Source organism: Cellulomonas dongxiuzhuiae, from assembly GCF_018623035.1.
GTDB classification, from domain to species: Bacteria; Actinomycetota; Actinomycetes; order Actinomycetales; family Cellulomonadaceae; genus Cellulomonas; species Cellulomonas dongxiuzhuiae.
Genome location: NZ_CP076023.1, coordinates 589,062 through 607,200 on the forward strand (window position 1 = coordinate 589,062; position 18,139 = coordinate 607,200).

An 18,139-nucleotide genomic window follows, 5' to 3' on the forward strand; every position below is an offset into this window, starting at 1 on the left:
TCACCGACGCCCGGTCGGTCACCTCACGGTGACCTGCCGGGCGTCGGTGCGTCAGCGGCGCTTGCGCGGCGGTGTGCGCCGCGGAGCAGGGCGCGGCGTGCGCGGCTCGCGCCGCGGCGCGGGTGCCGGGGCCTGCGCGCCGCTGCCGCGCGAGCTGCCCACGGTGCGGCCGCGCACGATGCCGACGAGCTCCTGCACGTGCGCGTGCTCGGTGTCCGTGCGCCAGACGAGCACGACAGGTGACCCCGGCGCGTCGGGGACGACGCGCACCGCGGTGCCGCGGCGGTCGTGCAGGCGCGCCAGCGAGTGCGGCACCAGCAGGACGCCCGCGCCGTTCGCGACGAGGTCCACGCCCGTGGGCACGTCCGGGACCTCGAGCACGTCGACGCCCGGGGGCGTCCAGCCGAGGACGTCGTCACCGGGGAGCAGCAGCGTCTCGCCCGCCAGGTCGGGCACGTCGACCTCGCTCACGACGGTCAGGACGTGGTCCTTGCGCACGACGACGACGGTCTGCTCGGTCCACATCGGCACCACGGCCCAGCCGTCGGCCGTGCGCGGCGTCGTCGTGGGCAGGCCCGGGGGCGGCGTGTCCACACCGGTGGGAGGCAGGCGCAGCACGGCCGCGTCCACGTCGCCGCGCAGGACCGCGTCGACCGCCTCGCCCGCACCGGCGTGCACGACCTGCAGGGGGTCGGCGGGCAGGCGCTCGCGCCACACCCGCGCCCACCGGTCGGGGCTCGTGCCGGGCACCAGGAGCAGCCTCATCGCACGCGCCGCACGATCACGTCGGTGACCTCGTGGCCCAGGTCGAGGCCCCGCTGCTCGAAGCGCGTGACCGGCCGGTGCGCGGGCCGCGGCACGACGCCACCGGCCAGGTCCGGGTCGCCCGTCAGCACGTCCCGCATCTGCTCGGCGTAGTCCGCCCAGTCGGTGGCGACGTGCAGCGTGCCCCCGACGCGCAGCCGCGCGCGCAGCAGCCCGACGTGCTCGGGCTGGACCAGGCGACGCTTGTGGTGCTTGGTCTTGGGCCACGGGTCCGGGAAGAACGCGTGCACGGCGTCGAGGCTGCCCGGGGCGACGTCGGCGCGCAGCAGCCGCAGCGCATCGCCGTGGGCCACCCGGACGTTCGTCAGGCCGTGGCGCTCGACGAGGAGCAGCAGCGCCGCGAGACCGGGCAGGTGCGCCTCGACGGCCAGCCAGTCGCGGCGGGGGTCGGCCGCGGCCATCGCGGCGGTCGCGTCGCCCATGCCGGAGCCGATCTCGACGACGAGCGGCGCCGCACGGCCGAACAGTGCGACCGTGTCGAGCAGGCCGTCCGGCGTGCGCGGCGGCGGTGCGCTCGGGTCGTCGACCGAGAAGCCCCACCGGGGGAACAGGCGCTCCAGCGCGTCGACCCGGTCGACCCCGAGGGGCGACCGGCGGGACTGGAACGTGCGCACCGGCTCGTGCGCGCGCGGCGCGCGATGGGTGAACACGTCGATCGGGTACTGCACGGCGCCCACCCTACGCACCGGATCAGGCGACGACGTCCTCCTCGGGCGCCTGGAGCAGGGCGAGCACCTCACCGGCGGGGCCGCGGACCAGGAGCATCCGCCCGTAGGGGGTGTCCTCCGGGCCGCTGACGACCTCCCCGCCGAGCTCGCCGACGCGCGGCACGATCGCGTCCGCGTCCTCGACCGCGATGTACCAGGTCCACGCCGCCGGGACGTCGCCCGCGCCCGGACCGTAGCCGCCGATGCCGGCCGCGGGCGTCCCGCCGACGGACAGCGACGTGTACGTGAAGTCCGGCGCGCTCATGTCGTGCTGCTCGTAGCCGAACAGGGCGGTGTAGAAGCGGCGGGCGGCGTCCGGGTCGTGCGACATCTGCTCGGCCCACACGAAGGAGCCCGGCGCGTCGGTCAGCTCCCACCCGGTGTGCTCGACCGACTCCCACAACCCCACGAGCGCGCCCGTCGGGTCCGTGAGCAGCGCCATGCGGCCCTGCCGGAGCACCGACATCGGCCCCACCACGACGCTGGCCCCCGCCCCGACCGCGCGCGCCACGCTCGCCTCCACGTCGTCCGTCGCCAGGTAGACGCACCAGCCCGCGGGCTGCGGCACGTCCGACACCCGCAGGCCGGCGACGACCTTCCCGTCGACGGTCGCGGTGACGTACCCGCCGGTCTCGGGCCCCCCGACGCTCAGCTGCCAGCCGAGCAGGCCGCCGTAGAACCGCTGCGTCGGCCCGAGGTCCGTGACGGTGATGTCCGCCCAGCTGGGCACGCCGGCAGGCCACGGGTCGGGGGTGAGCGTCATGGGTCCTCCGGAGGTCGTGGTGCGGACGTCGGTCCGCGGCAGGGCGAGCACAGCCAACCACCGCCGCACCCATCGCGCACGACGAGCCCGCGTGCTACTCCGGTGACATGGCATCCGACCCACGCGACGAGGCCGACCCGCTGGTCGATGCACCCGAGCAGGGCGCGGGCGGGGAGTCGACGCTCACCGTCGTCCTCGCGCTGACCGCGAACGTGCTGATCGCGGTGGCCAAGACGGTCGCGGCGGTCGTCACGGGTGCCGCCTCCATGCTGGCCGAGGCCGCGCACTCGTGGGCGGACACGGGCAACGAGGTGCTCCTGCTCGTGGCGCAGCGCCGCGCGGCGCGCCCGGCCGACCCCACGCACCCCTTCGGCTACGGGCGCGAGGTCTACGTGTGGTCGATGTTCGCGGCGATCGGGCTGTTCGCGGTCGGTGCGGGGGTCTCCGTCACGCACGGCGTCCACGAGCTGACGGACCCGGAGCCGGCGTCGGACTTCCGTGTCGCGTACGCGGTGCTCGCGGTGGCGTTCGTGCTCGAGGGCGCGTCCTTCCGGCAGGCGTGGCGGCAGAGCCGCGCCGAGGCGGCGCAGCGTGAGCGCGGCGTGCTCGAGCAGGTCCTGGCGACATCCGATCCGACGGTGCGTGCCGTGTTCTTCGAGGACTCGGCAGCGCTCGTCGGACTCGTGATCGCCGCCGGCGGGATCGTCGCGAACCAGGTGACCGGGTCCCCGGTGCCGGACGCCGTCGGGTCGATCCTCGTCGGCGGGCTCCTCGCCGGTGTCGCGTACGTGCTCGTCGTGCGCAACCTGCGGTTCCTCGTCGGGCAGGCCGTGGACCCCGCGCTGCAGGCCGCCGCGCTGCGGGCGCTGCTGCAGCTGCCGCAGGTCGCGCGGGTCACGCAGCTGTGGATCGAGTTCGTCGGCGCGCGCCGTGTGCTGCTCACCGGTGCGGTGGACCTGGCGGGCGACCCCGACGAGCACGAGGCGTCGCGTCTGCTCGCCGAGGTCGAGGCCGCCGTGCGTGCCAGTCCAGGAGTCGCCGGCGCGATGCTCTCGCTCTCCGAGCCCGGTGAGCCGTCGCTCGTCCCGCCGCCCGTCAGCGCGCCGCGAGGCGGGCCGTCAGGAAGTCGGTGACCTCGCGCAGGAAGCGCTCGCGCACCGGCGCGGCGGACAGGGCGAGGTCGTGCGCGCCCCCGGCGACCTCGACGTACGTGACGTCCCCGCCCAGCAGCGGTGCGCGGCGTGCGATCTGCGCGGGATCGAGCACGGAGTCGGTGCTGAGCAGCGCGTCGTGCGGACGCTTGTGAGGCCCGGCGGCGTCCGACGCCAGGACGAGCACCGGGACGTCGACCGCCAGGCCGCGGGCCACCCGGGCCTGCGCGGCGCGCACGGCGCGGACGAACCCGGCGCGCACGGGGAACCCCGCGTGCGGCTTCCACGCGAGGTCGAAGTCCCACTCGCCGCCCGTGTCACGGTGCAGCGCGCGTCCGTAGTGCGGCGCGATGGTGCGCACCGGGATCCGCGGCGCGGGCCGGCCGACCGCGTGGACCGCGCGCGCGAGCAGGTTCTGCTCGAACCACGAGCCGCGCACGTCGAGCCACGGCGAGTTCAGCACGACGGCGTCGACGAGCCCCCGGCCCCGGCGCGCGTCGGCCCACAGCGCGGCCGTCAGCCCGCCCGTGGAGTGACCCAGCAGGACCAGGACGTCGTGGTCGGCGCGCAGCAGCCGGACCGCGGCGTCGATCTCCTGCGTGTACGTCGCCAGGTCGGTGGTCTCGTTGGGCGGCCGGCCGGGGCGGATCGACCGGCCGTGGTCCCGCAGGTCCAGGGCGTACGTGTCGTACCCGGCCGCCGCGAGCGCGTCGCCGACGTGCGGGTGGAAGAAGTAGTCCACGAACCCGTGCAGGTACAGCACCGCGCGTCGCGTGGGCGGGGCGTCCGGGTCCGGGACGCGGCGCACGAGCGTGGCCTGCGGGTCGACGCCCGTGCGACGCGTGACCGCGTCGGGCCGCAGGTGCAGGGTCCGGGCCCGCCACCGCTCACCGAGCACGTCGGTGCGCTCGTCGTCCCACCGGTCCTTGACCGCGTCGTCAGGCACGGTGCTGTCCAGCATGGCGGGGGTGTCGTCGTGGGCCACGCGCAGATCCTCGCACGGGGTCCGCACGCCCGCGGGGACCGCGGCGGGCGTCGTCAGGCGCGGCCGGACGCCCCCGTCCGCGCGAACGCCAGGCTCTCCTCGACCACGGACACGACCTGCTCGAGCTCGGTCGCGTCGCGCGGGCCGTAGAGCATGACCTCGGTGCCGAAGTCGGCGTACTGGTGCGGCTCCGCCCAGCCGAGCCGGACGAGCTCGGCGCACCGCTCCGGCGGCAGCGTCAGGTGGATGCTCGTGTCCTCGACGCCGTGCAGGTGCACGGGCTCGAGGCGCTGCCCCGGTGCGAGCGAGGTCTGCGGGGCGAGCTCGTCGCGCAGGTCGGTGAGGAACACCGCGCGCGACGACGCGGGGGAGACCTGGCTGTGGCCCTCGACGACGCCCGGCAGCGCGAGCACGCGCGCCACGAGCTCGCCCCACACCGCGGCGGGCGCCCGCTGGTCGAGCTGACGGTGCGGACCGTCGTCGGACGTCGTCGGACGGGTCCCGGGGCGGGGGTCGTGCAGCACGGGGGAACCCTAGCGGCGGGTCAGCCGGACGTGTCGGTGCCCGTCGCGTGGCGCTCCCGCCATGCGACGACCTGGCGCGTCAGCTCGGCGCCGACCTCCGCGGTGAGGTCGCGCGCCCGGTACGGCGAGGTGGACCCGACCGCGAACGGCGCCGAGTCCTGCACCTGGGCGGCGAGCCGGTGGAGGTACGCGCGCCCCTCCGTGCGATACGCCGTGCGCTCGGTGTCGTCGAGCGCGATGACGAGCGACGAGCCGACGGGCCCCTGGCTCACGTGGACGTCCAGCAGCAGCCGGCCGTCGTCGACCAGCAGGGACCAGCTCCACGGCTCGTGGTCGAGGACCTCCATCGCGACCTCCCGCGTCCGACGCCCCGGCCATCCTGCCAGGCCGCGCCGTCGGTCACCGGGGGGCGTCCGGGGCGCGGCAGGCCGTCAGGCGACGGACCCCACCGGCGTCGGCGTGCGCATCGGGCGCGCGGCGACGTGGCCCTGACCTGCGACGTCGACCGCCAGGCTCGTGATGCGGGCCGTCCCGTCCGCCGCGACCTCGACCGTCGAGACCGACGCGTTGGGCAGCGGGACGAGCCCGACCTCGTCGACCGTGGCCAGGTACGCGCCGAGCGCGAGCCCGTGGCCGACGACGAGCACGTGCCCGTCGGCGTGGGTCCGCGCGATGCGCGCGAAGACGTCACGCGTGCGGTCCATGAAGTCGGCCCCCGGCTCGCCCCCCGGCAGGCCGGGATGGGTCCCGGCCAGGACGTCGTCGACGAGGTCCGGCCACGCGACGACCTCGTCGAGGACGTGCTCGGGCCGCTGCTCGTAGATGCCGAAGGCGTACTCGAGCAGCCCGCTGTCGGTGCGCAGCGGGACCTCCGCGTGGTGGCGCAGCAGCTCGACCGCGGTGGCGACGGCCCGCCCCGACGGCGAGGCCCAGGCGGCGGTGAACGGCGTGCTCGCCAGGTGGCGGGCGGTGGCGCGGACGCCGGCACGGCCGTCCCGCGTCAGCGGCGAGTCGCACCGGCCCTGCAGGATGCGGCGGGCGTTGAAGTGCGTGCGGCCGTGGCGGACGAGCGTCATGGTGAGGGTCATCGGTGCCCTGCTCTCTCTCGGTGGTCGCCCCGACGCTAGGGGCGCCACGTGTCCTGCCGGCGACGCGGGTGTGACACGTGCGTGTCCGGTGCCCGTCAGGCCGTCGGCCGGCAGAACCGCAGCCGGTTGCCGAACGGGTCGACGACCTCGGTCGTCGGGCCGCCGGGCGCGTCGGCGTCGACCCCGGGACGCAGGCGGCCGTCGGTCCGCTCGTGCACCTGCGCCGCCAGGGCCTCGACGTCCGCGACGGGGACCCACAGCACCCCACCGGACACGCCGTCGCCGTGGTGCTCCGACAGGTGCAGGCGCAGCTCGTCGCGCGAGACCTGGGCGTAGACCGGCATGCCGGGTCCGAACCGGTGCTCCCAGTCGACGCGGCACCCGAGGACGTCGCGGTAGAAGGCGTAGGCCGTGGTGATGTCGAGGACGCGCAGCACGGGGACGGCACTGCCGACGTCCCGGGGCCCGGCCCGGCCCGGTGCTGTCGCGGGCGTGGCGGCGTCGGGCGGGGGGAGCGGTGGCGTGGGCACGGTGCCTCCGGCGTGACGGGGCGGGGTGCGAGCGGCGGGCCGAATGACCCGCTGCCCACGCTAGATCACCCGGACGCTGCTGGCGAGGCACCGCTGCGAACCAGACTTGAGCGGAATAGACTCAAGTTCGGATCCCGTTGAGAACGACAGTCATCGACGCGCCACGCACGCACAGGAGGTCCTCTTGGACGCGAAGTTCACCACCCGGTCGCAGGAGGCCCTGGGTGACGCCATCCAGTCCGCCGCCGCGGCCGGCAACCCGCAGCTCGAGCCGGCGCACATCCTCGACGCCCTGCTCCGGCAGGACGGCGGGGTCGCCAACGGCCTGCTCGACGCGGTCGGTGCCGACCGCGGCACGCTGGGGCGCGCCGTGCGGGGCATCCTCGTGAGCCTGCCCTCGTCGTCCGGCGCGTCCGTCGCGCAGCCGTCGGCGTCACGCCAGACCGCCGCCGCGCTCGAGGCCGCCGACGCCGAGGCCCGCACGCTGGGTGACGACTACGTCTCCACCGAGCACCTGCTCATCGGCCTCGCGTCCGGGCAGTCGGGCGTGGCCGACGCGCTGCGGTCCGCCGGGGCGTCGCGCGAGGCCCTGCTCGCCGCGCTGCCCAACGTCCGCGGCAGCGCCCGCGTCACCAGCCCGAACCCCGAGGGCACCTACAAGGCGCTCGAGCAGTACGGCGTCGACCTCACGCAGCAGGCCCGCGACGGCAAGCTCGACCCCGTCATCGGCCGCGACGCCGAGATCCGCCGGGTCGTGCAGGTGCTCTCGCGCCGCACCAAGAACAACCCCGTGCTCATCGGCGAGCCCGGCGTCGGCAAGACGGCGGTCGTCGAGGGGCTCGCGCAGCGCATCGCGGACGGCGACGTCCCGGAGTCCCTGCGCGGCAAGAAGCTGGTCTCGCTCGACCTCGCCTCGATGGTCGCCGGTGCGAAGTACCGCGGCGAGTTCGAGGAGCGCCTCAAGGCCGTGCTGGCCGAGATCACCGCGTCCGACGGGCAGGTCGTCACGTTCATCGACGAGCTGCACACCGTCGTCGGCGCCGGTGCGGGCGGCGAGGGCGCGATGGACGCGGGCAACATGCTCAAGCCCATGCTGGCGCGCGGTGAGCTGCGGCTCGTCGGCGCCACCACGCTCGACGAGTACCGCGAGCGCATCGAGAAGGACCCCGCGCTCGAGCGGCGGTTCCAGCAGGTGTTCGTCGGGGAGCCGTCCGTCGAGGACACCATCGCGATCCTGCGCGGCCTGCGCGAGCGGTACGCCGCCCACCACCGCGTCGAGATCTCCGACGGTGCGATCGTCGCGGCCGCCACGCTCTCCGACCGGTACATCAGCGGACGTCAGCTCCCCGACAAGGCCATCGACCTCATCGACGAGGCGGCGTCGCGCCTGCGCATGGAGCTCGACTCCTCGCCGGTCGAGATCGACGAGCTCCAGCGCGCCGTGACGCGCCTGGAGATGGAGGAGCAGTTCCTCGCCACGGCCGACGACCCCGCGTCGCAGGACCGGCTCGCGCGGCTGCGCGCCGACCTCGCCGACCGCCGCGAGGAGCTCGCCGGGCTCAACGCGCGGTGGGAGAAGGAGAAGGGCGGCCGCAACCGGGTCGGTGACCTGCGCGTGCGCCTGGACCAGCTGCGCGCCGACGCCGACCGCGCCCAGCGCGAGGGCGACCTGGCGACGGCCGGGCGGCTCCTGTACGGCGAGATCCCGGCGGTCGAGAAGGAGATCGCCGCCGCCGAGGCGTCGGAGAGCTCGCAGGACGAGCCGGCCGAGGCGCCGATGATCGCCGAGAAGGTCGGCCCCGACGAGGTCGCCGAGGTCGTCGCCGCGTGGACGGGCATCCCGTCCGGGCGGCTGCTGGAGGGCGAGACCGCCAAGCTCCTGCGCATGGAGGAGGTGCTCGGTCAGCGCCTCATCGGTCAGCGCGCGGCCGTCGCGGCCGTCTCCGACGCCGTGCGTCGCGCCCGCGCGGGGATCTCGGACCCCGACCGGCCCACCGGGTCGTTCCTGTTCCTCGGTCCCACCGGCGTGGGCAAGACCGAGCTGGCCAAGGCACTCGCGGACTTCCTCTTCGACGACGAGCGCGCGATGGTCCGCATCGACATGTCGGAGTACGCCGAGAAGCACTCGGTCGCGCGGCTCGTCGGTGCGCCCCCGGGGTACGTCGGGTACGAGGAGGGTGGTCAGCTCACCGAGGCGGTGCGCCGCCGCCCGTACTCCGTCGTGCTGCTCGACGAGGTCGAGAAGGCCCACCCCGAGGTCTTCGACGTCCTGCTGCAGGTGCTCGACGACGGCCGGCTCACCGACGGGCAGGGCCGGACCGTCGACTTCCGCAACGTGATCCTCGTGCTCACGTCGAACCTGGGCTCGCAGTTCCTGGTCGACCCGCTGCTCGAGGACACCGCGAAGCACGAGGCCGTCATGGGGGCGGTGCGGTCGGCGTTCAAGCCGGAGTTCCTCAACCGGCTCGACGACATCGTGCTGTTCGACGCGCTCACGCTCACGGAGCTCAGCCGCATCGTCGACCTGCAGATCGAGTCGCTCGGCCGCCGGCTGGCCGACCGCCGCCTCACGCTCGAGGTGTCGGACGGGGCGCGCGAGTGGCTCGCGCTCGAGGGCTACGACCCCGCGTACGGTGCGCGTCCGCTGCGCCGACTGGTCCAGAAGGAGATCGGCGACCGCCTGGCGCGGTCCCTCCTCGCGGGCGAGATCCACGACGGCGACACCCTCCAGGTCGACCTCGCAGACGGCGGCCTGACGGTCCACACCGCCCCCTGACCCCACCCCGGCCCCCACCGCCGGGCGGCGGTGGGGGCCGGCGGGGCCGGGTGGGGGCTCGGCGCGCGGGGGTGGAGGGGGCGTGGCAGCATCCGAGGGCATGGCCCAGATCAACGTCGCCCTGGCCGCGCCCGACTCCGGTACCGAGCTCACGGGGCTGGCCGGGTGGGTCGTGTCCGTCATCGACACGCTCGGGCCGCTGGGCGTGGGGCTGCTCGTCGCGCTCGAGAACCTGTTCCCGCCCATCCCCTCCGAGGTGGTGCTGCCCGTCGCCGGGTACGTCGCGTCGCAGGGCGGCATGTCCCTGACCTGGGCGATCGTCGCCGCGACCGCGGGGGCGGTCGTCGGTGCGTGGGCGCTCTACGGCCTCGGCGCGACGCTCGGGCGTGCCCGCATCCGTCGCTGGCTCGAGAAGATCCCGCTCATGGAGCCCGAGGACCTCGACGGTGCCGAGCAGTGGTTCGTCCGGCACGGCGGCGCCGCCGTGCTCGTGGGCCGCTGGGTGCCCGTCGTCCGCAGCCTCATCTCCGTCCCTGCCGGGGTCGAGCGCATGAACCTCGGCCGCTTCACGCTCTACACGCTCCTCGGCTCGGCCGTGTGGAACGGCGGCCTCGTGTGGGCCGGGCACCTGCTGGGCTCGCAGTGGGACGACATCGGCCGGTACAGCGACTGGCTCAACGCCGCCGTGTACGCCGTCATCGGCGTGATGCTCGTGCGGTTCGTGTGGACGCGGACCGGGGGCCGCGGCGAGCGCCGCCGCGCGGCCCGGTCCGACGCCGGCGTCCGCGACGCCTGACGGAGCACGGTCCGCCCGGTACCACCGGCCGCCGGCGGAGCTCAGCCCGCGGGCGCCGCCGTCCCGTCGACGAACGAGCCCGTCACCGGGGCGGGCGGCACCGCGACGCACAGGCCCGTGCGGTCGCCACCGGACCACCCGCCCGCCGTGGGTGCCCACGTCACCAGCCGCACGCCGGCCGCGACCTCCTCGTCGCTGAGCACGCACGCCCGCTCGACCCGCGCGTGCGCACCCTCCTGCCCCGGCCACACGGCGGCAGGGTCGAACGCGTACTGCGCGACGACCTGCGCGGCGTGCGGGTCGTCGCACGGCACGACGTCCACGCGGTCGACCTCGCCGTCGTCCGGCAGCGTCGCCAGGCACGACCCGGTGACGAGCTGGACCGCGTACGCGTCGGTCGAGGCCGTCACGTCGGACGGCAGCGGACGGCTGCGGACTGCCGTGACCGCACGCGTCCCGACCGTCGTCCCCACCGCGAGCACCACGACCGTCGCCACGGCCGTCACGCCGACGACGACGCGCCGCCGAGCCCGCGCGCGCGTCGCGGCGGCCTCCTCCCAGCCCGGTGCGTAGTGCGTCGGCGGGTGGGGGTCGTCCGGGATGTCCACCGGGCCCGGGACATCGGGGCGCGGGGCGTCGGCGGGGCTCAGGACGACATCCCGGACGGCGCCGTCAGGGAGTCGCTGCGGCCGAACGTGTCCTGGTGGACGCAGTACCCGACGAGCTCGCCGGCGGCCACCTGGTCGGGGTGGGGGAGCCACACGTCGGTGACGCCCCATGCGACCAGGCCGGGGTCGATCGCCGCGACGGCCGCGTCGCACGCGGCGTACGCCGCAGCGAGGACCGGGTCCTCGACCGAGAGGTCGGTCGCCGGTGCGCCCGTCGCCGTCAGCAGCGCCACCACCTCGGCCTGGTGCTCCTGCGAGCACGGCACGGCGACGCCGTCCGACAGGTCGTACAGCTCCGGCACCCGCTCCCAGCACGTGCCGACCGCGACGTCCTGCGGCAGCGCGTAGGGGGGCAGCACGTCGAGCGACCCCTCGTCGAGGTGCCCGAGCTGCTCGTCGAGCTCGCGGAGGAGCTCGTCGAGGTCACCGGGCGTCGACCCGCTCCCGCTGCCCTCGAGCTCCTCGAGGAGCTGGTCCAGGTCCTGCCCGCCGAGCACGCCGGAGGCCTGCTCGGCCGTGCTCGCACCCCACTGCACGAGCGCGACGAGGATCGACACGATCAGGCCGAGCACGACGGTGCCGACGGCGCCCACGACGATGCCCGCGATCGCCATGCCGCGGCCGCGCGCGCCGGTGCGTCGGATGCGGGCGAGCCCGCCGATGCCGAGGCCGATGCCGATGGGTCCCGTCGCGCCCGCGAGCAGCACGAGGCCGGCGACCGACGTGACGAGCGAGGCCACGGCGAGCCCGTCCGTGGGCGGGAGCGGTGCGGCACCGTACGGCTGCCCGTACGCACCGTAGGCGGCGGGGCCGTAGGGCGGCTGGGCGCCGTAGGGCGGCTGGGCACCGTACGGCTGGGCACCGTACGGCGGGGTCCCGTAGGCGGGCGCGGCGGGCGCGTCGTACCGCGGCACCGGTGCGCCTGCCGCGGGCGCGCCGCCGTACGGACCGGGCGCCACGGGCAGCGGTGCGGTCCGGCTCAGCGGCTGGGTGTCGCCCAGGCCGGCGGTGATCGGCTGGGTGTCACCAGCCTCGGGTGCGCGCTCGTCGGGCGTCGGCGTCATGGACGGCAACCTAGCCGAGCACGGGCGCGGCGGCGTCCCGCGGTGCCGATACCACCCGCAGGGCGGTGCGGCCCGTCACGGTGCGTCGATCTCGAGCACGACGGGCACGTGGTCCGACGGCTGCTTGCCCTTGCGCTCGTCGCGCTCGATCCGCACGCCGGTGACGCGTGCCGCGAGGGCAGGGCTGGCGTACGTCAGGTCGATGCGCATGCCCTCGTTGCGCGGGAAGCGCAGCTGCTGGTAGTCCCAGTAGGTGTAGGTGTGCTCGGCCGGCAGGTGCGTGCGCGACACCTCGGTGTACCCCGCCCGCGCGATGGCCTCGAACGCATCGCGCTCGGCGGGGGTCACGTGCGTGCGCCCCGCGAAGCGGGCGATGTCCCACACGTCGGTGTCGAGGGGGGCGATGTTCCAGTCGCCGACGAGCGCGACCTGGGCGTCGGGGTCGGTCGTCAGCCAGCCCTGTGCGGCGTCGCGCAGCGCCGCGAGCCAGTCGAGCTTGTAGGTGTAGTGCGGGTCCTCGATCTCGCGCCCGTTCGGCACGTACAGGCTCCACACGCGGACGCCGCCGCAGGTCGCACCGAGGGCGCGCGCCTCGGCCACGGCGGGGTCGCCCCACGTCGGCTGCCCGGGGAACCCCCGCTCGACGTCCGTCAGGCCGACCCGGGAGACGATCGCGACGCCGTTCCACTGCGAGTGCCCGTGCGTCGCGACCTCGTAGCCGAGGGCCTCGAACGGTGCCCGCGGGAACGCCTCGTCCTTGACCTTCGTCTCCTGCAGGGCGAGCACGTCGACACCGGTGCGCTCCAGGAAGGCCACGGCGCGGTCCACCCGGGCACGGATCGAGTTGATGTTCCAGGTCGCGAGGCGCATGGCGCCCGAGGTTACCGGCGCGCACCGACAGCGGTGGTCCGCGCCCGGGTCGACGGGACGCCGAGGACGCGGCCGCCGTCGTGCACCTCGCATCGGGAGGGACGGCGTGCCACACGGCGCAGGCGCATGGATCCGGTGATCCGGCGACCGCTCGGAAGTTTCGTCGCGGCGTGCGCAACCATGCGGGTCCGGTCCCCGGTAGGGTGCGGTCGCGTCGCGTCCGACGGGGACGTGGCAGCGGTGAGCAGATGGGCGGCACGTGGTGAGCGGAGCGGGGACGGGCGTCGAGGACGTCACGCGCACGGGGGAGGCGGTCGGCACGACGGCCGCGACGGCGCTGGTGGACGGTCCGCTCGTCGAGGACGTGTGGACGGCGGACCCCTCGGGGCACGTCTGGGACGACGTGCTCTACGTGTTCACGTCGCACGACGAGGACACGGGCGCGTCGGACGACGACGACGGCGGCCACTACGACATGCGCGACTACCACGTCATCGAGCTGCGCGACCTGGGTGGTCCCGCGCTCGACCACGGCCCGGTGCTGCACGTCGACGACGTGCCGTGGGCGGCCCGCCAGATGTGGGCGCCCGACGCCGCGCGACGCGGCGACACCTACTACCTCGTCTTCCCCGCCCGGGACCACGAGGGCGTCTTCCGCATCGGCGTCGCGACGTCCTCGTCACCGACCGGCCCGTACGTCGCCGAGCCCGAGCCCCTCGCCGGTGTCGGCAGCATCGACCCTGCGGTCCTCGCGGACGACGACGCCGGCTTCTACCTGTACGTCGGCGGTCTGCAGGGCGGCCAGCTGCAGCGCTGGGACGGCGACACGTACACCGGCGTCGACGCGTACCCGGCGCCCGACGCACCGGCGCTCGGTCCCCGCGTGGCCCGGCTGACCGACGACCTGCTCGCGCTCGCCGAGCCGACGCGCGAGGTGGTCGTCACCGACGAGGCCGGGGTCCCGCTCACGCACGGCGACCCCCGCCGCTTCTTCGAGGGGCCCTGGGTCTCGCGCATCGACGGCGTCTACCACCTGCTGTACTCCACGGGCGACACCCACACGCTCGTGAACGCGACGTCGGACTCGCCGTACGGCCCGTTCACGTACCGCGGCACGGTCCTCGAGCCGGTCGCCGGCTGGACCACGCACGGTTCGCTGGCGCAGGTCGCGGGCCGCTGGTACCTGCTCTACCACGACGCCCAGCTCTCCGGCCGTGACCACCTGCGCAACGTGCGGATCGCGCCGCTGACCGTGCACGCCGACGGCCGCCTGACCGCCGGCCGGCGCTGACCGAGCCAGAGCGTCAGCGGCGGCGCAGGGCACGCACGACGCCCACGGCGGCGAGCCCGCCGAGGATCCACGGGCCGGCGACGATCAGCGGGTCGAGCACCTGGTGCCGCACGTCCGTACGCCCGCGACGTGACGCGACGGGATGCCGGCGCAGCTCGGACAGGACGCCGGTCTCGGTGACCGGGTTGTCGGGCCGCAGCGTCAGCATCGACCGCAGGTGCGCACCGCCCGCGTCGACGCGGTCGGCGGCGATCAGCAGCAGCCAGTGCGCCGCGCGAGCCTCGCTGAAGCGCTCGTAGGAGTAGCGGCGGATGGCGCCGGACAGGCCGTGGAGCGGCTGCGCGGTGCCGAAGACGGGCGTGAGCATCTCGTGCTCGATCGACCGCTCGCGCGGGTAGGTCTCGGGCTGCCGGTCCGGGAAGTCCCAGTGCGCACCGTTCGGCAGGTCGGTGCGCTCGCGCGGCACCTGCGGCCGGTCCGCCGGGTCGAGGTCCGCGCCCCAGCCTGGGATGCGGGCGCGCAGCTCGTCGGGCGTCTCGGGGAGCGGGGGCTTGGCGGCGGTGTACGGCATCGGGGGTCCTCTCAGTCCTCGGACGGGATGATCAGCGGCTTGATGCAGCCGTCGAGCTTCGCCGACATCACGTGGTACGCCTCGGCGATGTGCTCGAGCGGGAAGCGGTGCGTGACGACGTCGCTCGGCTTGAGGTAGCCCGACCGGATGTGCTCGAGCAGGCGCGGCCACTGCCGCTTGGCGGGGGCCTGGTTCATCCGGAGCGTGAGGCCCTTGTTCAGGGCGTCCCCGAACTTCACGGCCGAGAAGATCGGCCCGTAGGCACCGAGCACCGACACCGTCCCGCCCTTGCGAACCCCGTCGATCGCCCAGTTCAGCGCGACCGGGGAGCCGCCCTGCAGCTTGAGCTTCGCGGCGGTGATGTGCTGGATCAGGTTGCCGTCCGCCTCCGCGCCGACCGCCTCGATGACGCGGTCGGCACCCAGCCCGTCGGTCGCCTTCTTCAGCTCGACGACGATGTCGTCGTGCTCGTTGTAGTTCCGCGTCTCGGCGAACGCGAACTCCCGGGCCTTCTCCAGGCGGTACTCGAGCTGGTCGACGACGATGACGCGCCCGGCGCCCATGAGCCACGCCGAGCGCGCCGCGAACAGCCCCACCGGGCCGGCGCCGAGCACGACCACAGTGTCGCCCTCGACGATGTCGGCGAGCTGGGCGCCGAAGTAGCCAGTCGCGAGCGCGTCGGTCATGAGCACGGCGTCGTCGTCGTCGAGCCACTCGGGGATCTTCGACGGCCCGACGTCGGCGAAGGGCACGCGGACGTACTCGGCCTGACCGCCGTCGTAGCCGCCGGTGGTGTGCGAGTAGCCGTAGATCCCGCCCACGGCCGTCGCGTTGGGGTTGACGTTGTGGCAGTTCGAGTACAGGCCGCGCGCGCAGAAGAAGCACGTGCCGCAGTAGACGTTGAACGGCACCATCACGCGGTCGCCGACCTGCAGGTTCTGCACCGAGGGCCCGACCTTCTCGACGATGCCGACGAACTCGTGGCCGAACGTGTGCCCGATCCGCGTGTCGGGCATCATGCCGTGGTAAAGATGCAGGTCAGAGCCGCATATGGCAGCCCTGACGACGCGGACGACCGCGTCGTTGGGGTGCTCGATCGACGGGACGTCCTTCTCCTCGACGCGGACCTTGTAGGGCCCGCGGTAGACCATCGCGCGCATGAGCATCCTCCGGGTGGGTGGCCCCCAGGGTGCGACGTCTCACCCGTGTCCGCATCCCGAAAAGCCCGACCTGTCTCACCGCGCGACATCCGCCGGATGCCCCTAACGTCGAGCCCGGCGGGACGTCAGCCGACCGTCTCCGCGCCGAGCGACACATCCGGCGGCGCGGGCCGGGGTGACCGGGCAGCGCTGCCGAGGCGCGGCCGGCGGTCGTGCGCCGGGCGCAGCGGTCCACCACGTCCGGCGACGGACGAGCCGTCGAGAGGGTCACCGGGAATCTCGAGGACACGTAGACCACCGAGTGAAGGAGAAGGCGATGAGCACGAACGACTCCGGCGGCACCGCCGCCCAGGTGGCGGGTACCGCCAAGGACGAGGTGGCAGGTCTCGCGCACGCCGCCGCCGACAGCGGCCAGGGGCTCTTCCAGGAGGCCAGGAACGAGACGGCCGACGTGGCCCACACGGCTGCGGGGCAGGCCCGGGACCTGTTCGGCGAGGCGCGTGCGGGGCTCACCTCGCAGGCGTCCGAGCAGCAGGGCAAGGCAGCCGCGAGCCTGCGCTCGCTCGGTGACGAGCTCGGCCGGATGGCCGAGTCCTCGGAGGGCGGGATGGCCGCCGACCTGGTCCGCCAGGTCTCCGAGCGCACCGAGGGCGTCGCGACGTGGCTCGAGGACCGCGAGCCGGGCGACGTCCTGGGTGAGGTCGCCGAGTTCGCGCGACGCCGGCCCGGGGTGTTCCTGGCGCTGGCCGCCGGCGCCGGTGTCGTGGCCGGCCGGCTCACGCGGGGCCTGAAGGACGCCCCGGCGCCGCAGCACCGGGCACCTGGTGAGGTGAGCACGACCCCTGCGACGACCGCGACCCCGCCGACCACCGCGGTCCCGCCCGCCCCGCCGGTCAGGACGACCGCGTACGACACCCCGGCCGGCGGCGCGTACTCGCCCACGACGGGCACCACGACCTCGTGGCCGCCGGGAGCCGCCGGGACGGCGGGGACGACCGCCGGTGCGTCGACCGTCGGCAGGCCCGCTCCCGTCGCACCGGCGTCCGGCCACGTGCCCGGGTCCGACGGCGGCGGCACCGCCGGTGGTGACCCGCTCGCCGGGCTGACCCGCGAGGACCGACCGTGACGGGCCCGGGCGACCCGACGGTCGCGGCCGGCATGCCCGGGACGGTGCCGCCCCCGGGCGCCGTGCCGCCGCCCTCGGGCGTCCCGCTCGGCGCCGCGGGGGCCGATACCGACGAGCGCCCGTCGCTCGGTGACCTCATCAGCAACGTCACGCAGGACCTGTCGCAGCTCGTCCGGCAGGAGGTGGAGCTCGCGAAGGCCGAGCTCTCGCAGACGGCCAAGCGTGCCGGCAAGGGCAGCGGCCTGCTGGCGGGGGCCGGCGTCGCCGGGCACTTCGTCCTGCTGTTCCTGTCCTGCGCGCTGTGGTGGGGGCTGCCGATGGGACGTGCCTGGGCGGCCGTCGTCGTGGCCGTCATCTGGGCGATCATCGCCGCCGTCATGGCCCAGCGCGGCCGTGGCGAGCTCAAGCGCGTGAAGGGCATGCCCCGCACCGCGGAGACCGTGAAGAAGATCCCGAATGCCCTCAAGGGCGACGAGGAGGCGAACCATGAGTGAGAGCCCGGAAGAGATCCGTGAGCGCATCGAGGCGACGCGTGCCGACCTGTCGGCGAACGTCGACGCCGTCGGCGACACCCTGGACCCGCGTCAGGTCGCGCACCGGCAGGCCGAGAAGGTCCGTGGCCGGGCGACGGCCGTCCGGGAGCGGGTGATGGGTACGGCGCAGAGCGCCCGTGAGAGCGTCATGGGCACGGCCGGCTCCGCCGGCACGACGGCGGGCGGTGCGGCGGACGCCGCGCGTTCCGCAGCGCACTCGGTCGCCGAGGGTGTGAAGGACGCGCCGTCGACGGTGACCCAGCAGACGCAGGGCAACCCGCTCGCCGCCGGCCTCATCGCGTTCGGCGTCGGCTGGCTCGCGTCGTCCCTGGTGCCCGCCACGCGTCAGGAGCAGCGCGCCGCGCAGTCCGTCAAGGAGAGCGCGCAGGCGCTGGCCCCCCAGGTGAAGGAGGCGGCGCAGCAGGTCGCGGACGACCTGCGTGAGCCGGCCCAGGAGGCGGTGCAGGCCGTCAAGGACAGGGCGACGGAGGCTGCGGCCGGGCTCAAGGAGCACGGCACGCAGGCGGCGTCCGACCTGCGCGAGCAGGCGCAGGGGTCGGCGCAGGAGGTGCGTCAGGCACCGCAGCAGGGCGGCTCGTCCACGCCGTACTAGCCCGAGCAGCGCGGCAGGACCCAGGCGGCGGGCCCGCCCCGGACGGCGATGGTCGTCCGGGGCGGGCCCGTCCCCGTCCGTCCCCCCCACCGCACGTC

Annotated in this window: 20 protein-coding genes; 7 read left to right on the plus strand and 13 right to left on the minus strand. The window is 75.0% G+C overall.

Annotated features, from left to right (window positions below):
* Nucleotides 1–51: 51 nt before the first annotated feature.
* From KKR89_RS02760 to KKR89_RS02770, 3 genes are read right to left on the minus strand one after another with little or no spacing between them, the layout of a single operon-like run.
* Nucleotides 52–765: a LysR substrate-binding domain-containing protein gene (locus KKR89_RS02760; RefSeq protein WP_208197168.1), complete on the minus strand. Its 714-nt coding sequence runs from the start codon at nt 763–765 to the stop codon at nt 52–54.
* Complete coding sequence (trmB, locus tag KKR89_RS02765) at nt 762–1,493, minus strand: tRNA (guanosine(46)-N7)-methyltransferase TrmB (RefSeq protein ID WP_208197169.1); 732 nt, start codon at nt 1,491–1,493, stop codon at nt 762–764. Before trmB ends, KKR89_RS02760 begins: the two co-directional genes overlap by 4 nt.
* A gap of 22 nt (nt 1,494–1,515) precedes the next feature.
* The gene (locus tag KKR89_RS02770; protein ID WP_208197170.1) at nt 1,516–2,295 is read right to left on the minus strand and encodes a VOC family protein; all 780 of its coding nucleotides are present in this window, start codon (nt 2,293–2,295) and stop codon (nt 1,516–1,518) included.
* Nucleotides 2,296–2,402: 107 nt separating this feature from the next.
* On the opposite strand from KKR89_RS02770, the gene KKR89_RS02775 reads away from it, so the two are divergent.
* The gene (locus KKR89_RS02775; RefSeq protein ID WP_208197171.1) at nt 2,403–3,428 is read left to right on the plus strand and encodes a cation diffusion facilitator family transporter; all 1,026 of its coding nucleotides are present in this window, start codon (nt 2,403–2,405) and stop codon (nt 3,426–3,428) included.
* Here KKR89_RS02775 and KKR89_RS02780 read toward each other — a convergent pair.
* The 5 genes from KKR89_RS02780 to KKR89_RS02800 all read right to left on the minus strand — a co-directional run bounded on the left by KKR89_RS02780 (nt 3,391) and on the right by KKR89_RS02800 (nt 6,573).
* Nucleotides 3,391–4,407 (minus strand): alpha/beta hydrolase, encoded by a 1,017-nt coding sequence (locus KKR89_RS02780; RefSeq protein ID WP_208197304.1) that lies wholly within the window; start codon nt 4,405–4,407, stop codon nt 3,391–3,393. The two genes, KKR89_RS02775 and KKR89_RS02780, sit on opposite strands and share 38 nt — an antisense overlap.
* Nucleotides 4,408–4,484: 77 nt before the next feature.
* Nucleotides 4,485–4,955 (minus strand): luciferase domain-containing protein, encoded by a 471-nt coding sequence (locus tag KKR89_RS02785; RefSeq protein ID WP_251140988.1) that lies wholly within the window; start codon nt 4,953–4,955, stop codon nt 4,485–4,487.
* Nucleotides 4,956–4,975: 20 nt separating this feature from the next.
* Nucleotides 4,976–5,302: a hypothetical protein gene (locus KKR89_RS02790; protein WP_208197172.1), complete on the minus strand. Its 327-nt coding sequence runs from the start codon at nt 5,300–5,302 to the stop codon at nt 4,976–4,978.
* A gap of 84 nt (nt 5,303–5,386) precedes the next feature.
* Entirely contained in the window at nt 5,387–6,043 is a 657-nt protein-coding gene (locus tag KKR89_RS02795; protein WP_208197173.1) for a histidine phosphatase family protein, read from the minus strand.
* Between the two features lie 95 nt (nt 6,044–6,138).
* A complete protein-coding gene (locus tag KKR89_RS02800) occupies nt 6,139–6,573 on the minus strand; it encodes a glyoxalase superfamily protein (protein WP_251140989.1) in 435 nt (144 codons plus the stop codon).
* Nucleotides 6,574–6,757: 184 nt separating this feature from the next.
* Between KKR89_RS02800 and clpB the strand changes: the two genes are divergently transcribed.
* Both clpB and KKR89_RS02810 read left to right on the plus strand, forming a co-directional pair.
* A complete protein-coding gene (clpB, locus tag KKR89_RS02805; protein WP_208197174.1) occupies nt 6,758–9,349 on the plus strand; it encodes an ATP-dependent chaperone ClpB in 2,592 nt (863 codons plus the stop codon).
* An 82-nt stretch (nt 9,350–9,431) separates the two neighbouring features.
* Nucleotides 9,432–10,145 (plus strand): DedA family protein, encoded by a 714-nt coding sequence (locus KKR89_RS02810; RefSeq protein WP_251140990.1) that lies wholly within the window; start codon nt 9,432–9,434, stop codon nt 10,143–10,145.
* A 41-nt stretch (nt 10,146–10,186) separates the two neighbouring features.
* Here the strand turns inward: KKR89_RS02810 and KKR89_RS02815 are convergent, their stop codons facing one another.
* The 3 genes from KKR89_RS02815 to KKR89_RS02825 all read right to left on the minus strand — a co-directional run bounded on the left by KKR89_RS02815 (nt 10,187) and on the right by KKR89_RS02825 (nt 12,747).
* On the minus strand, nt 10,187–10,753 hold the full coding sequence (locus tag KKR89_RS02815) for a septum formation family protein (RefSeq protein WP_243882987.1): 567 nt from the start codon (nt 10,751–10,753) through the stop codon (nt 10,187–10,189).
* A 38-nt stretch (nt 10,754–10,791) separates the two neighbouring features.
* Nucleotides 10,792–11,877, minus strand: a complete 1,086-nt coding sequence (locus tag KKR89_RS02820; protein WP_208197175.1) for a DUF4190 domain-containing protein — start codon at nt 11,875–11,877, stop codon at nt 10,792–10,794.
* Between the two features lie 75 nt (nt 11,878–11,952).
* Entirely contained in the window at nt 11,953–12,747 is a 795-nt protein-coding gene (locus KKR89_RS02825) for an exodeoxyribonuclease III (protein ID WP_208197176.1), read from the minus strand.
* Between the two features lie 262 nt (nt 12,748–13,009).
* Between KKR89_RS02825 and KKR89_RS02830 the strand changes: the two genes are divergently transcribed.
* The gene (locus KKR89_RS02830) at nt 13,010–14,038 is read left to right on the plus strand and encodes a family 43 glycosylhydrolase (RefSeq protein WP_251140991.1); all 1,029 of its coding nucleotides are present in this window, start codon (nt 13,010–13,012) and stop codon (nt 14,036–14,038) included.
* 13 nt (nt 14,039–14,051) lie between these two features.
* Here the strand turns inward: KKR89_RS02830 and KKR89_RS02835 are convergent, their stop codons facing one another.
* Both KKR89_RS02835 and KKR89_RS02840 read right to left on the minus strand, forming a co-directional pair.
* On the minus strand, nt 14,052–14,609 hold the full coding sequence (locus KKR89_RS02835; protein ID WP_208197177.1) for a hypothetical protein: 558 nt from the start codon (nt 14,607–14,609) through the stop codon (nt 14,052–14,054).
* Nucleotides 14,610–14,620: 11 nt separating this feature from the next.
* A complete protein-coding gene (locus KKR89_RS02840; protein WP_208197178.1) occupies nt 14,621–15,769 on the minus strand; it encodes a zinc-dependent alcohol dehydrogenase in 1,149 nt (382 codons plus the stop codon).
* 316 nt (nt 15,770–16,085) lie between these two features.
* Here KKR89_RS02840 and KKR89_RS02845 point away from each other — a divergent pair, with 316 nt between their 5' ends.
* From KKR89_RS02845 to KKR89_RS02855, 3 genes are read left to right on the plus strand one after another with little or no spacing between them, the layout of a single operon-like run.
* Nucleotides 16,086–16,895, plus strand: a complete 810-nt coding sequence (locus tag KKR89_RS02845; protein WP_208197179.1) for a hypothetical protein — start codon at nt 16,086–16,088, stop codon at nt 16,893–16,895.
* Nucleotides 16,892–17,389 (plus strand): phage holin family protein, encoded by a 498-nt coding sequence (locus tag KKR89_RS02850; RefSeq protein WP_251140992.1) that lies wholly within the window; start codon nt 16,892–16,894, stop codon nt 17,387–17,389. Before KKR89_RS02845 ends, KKR89_RS02850 begins: the two co-directional genes overlap by 4 nt.
* Nucleotides 17,382–18,041, plus strand: coding sequence for a DUF3618 domain-containing protein (locus tag KKR89_RS02855; RefSeq protein WP_208197180.1), 660 nt, complete (start codon nt 17,382–17,384; stop codon nt 18,039–18,041). The genes KKR89_RS02850 and KKR89_RS02855 overlap by 8 nt, the downstream gene beginning before the upstream one ends.
* Nucleotides 18,042–18,139 lie beyond the last annotated feature (98 nt).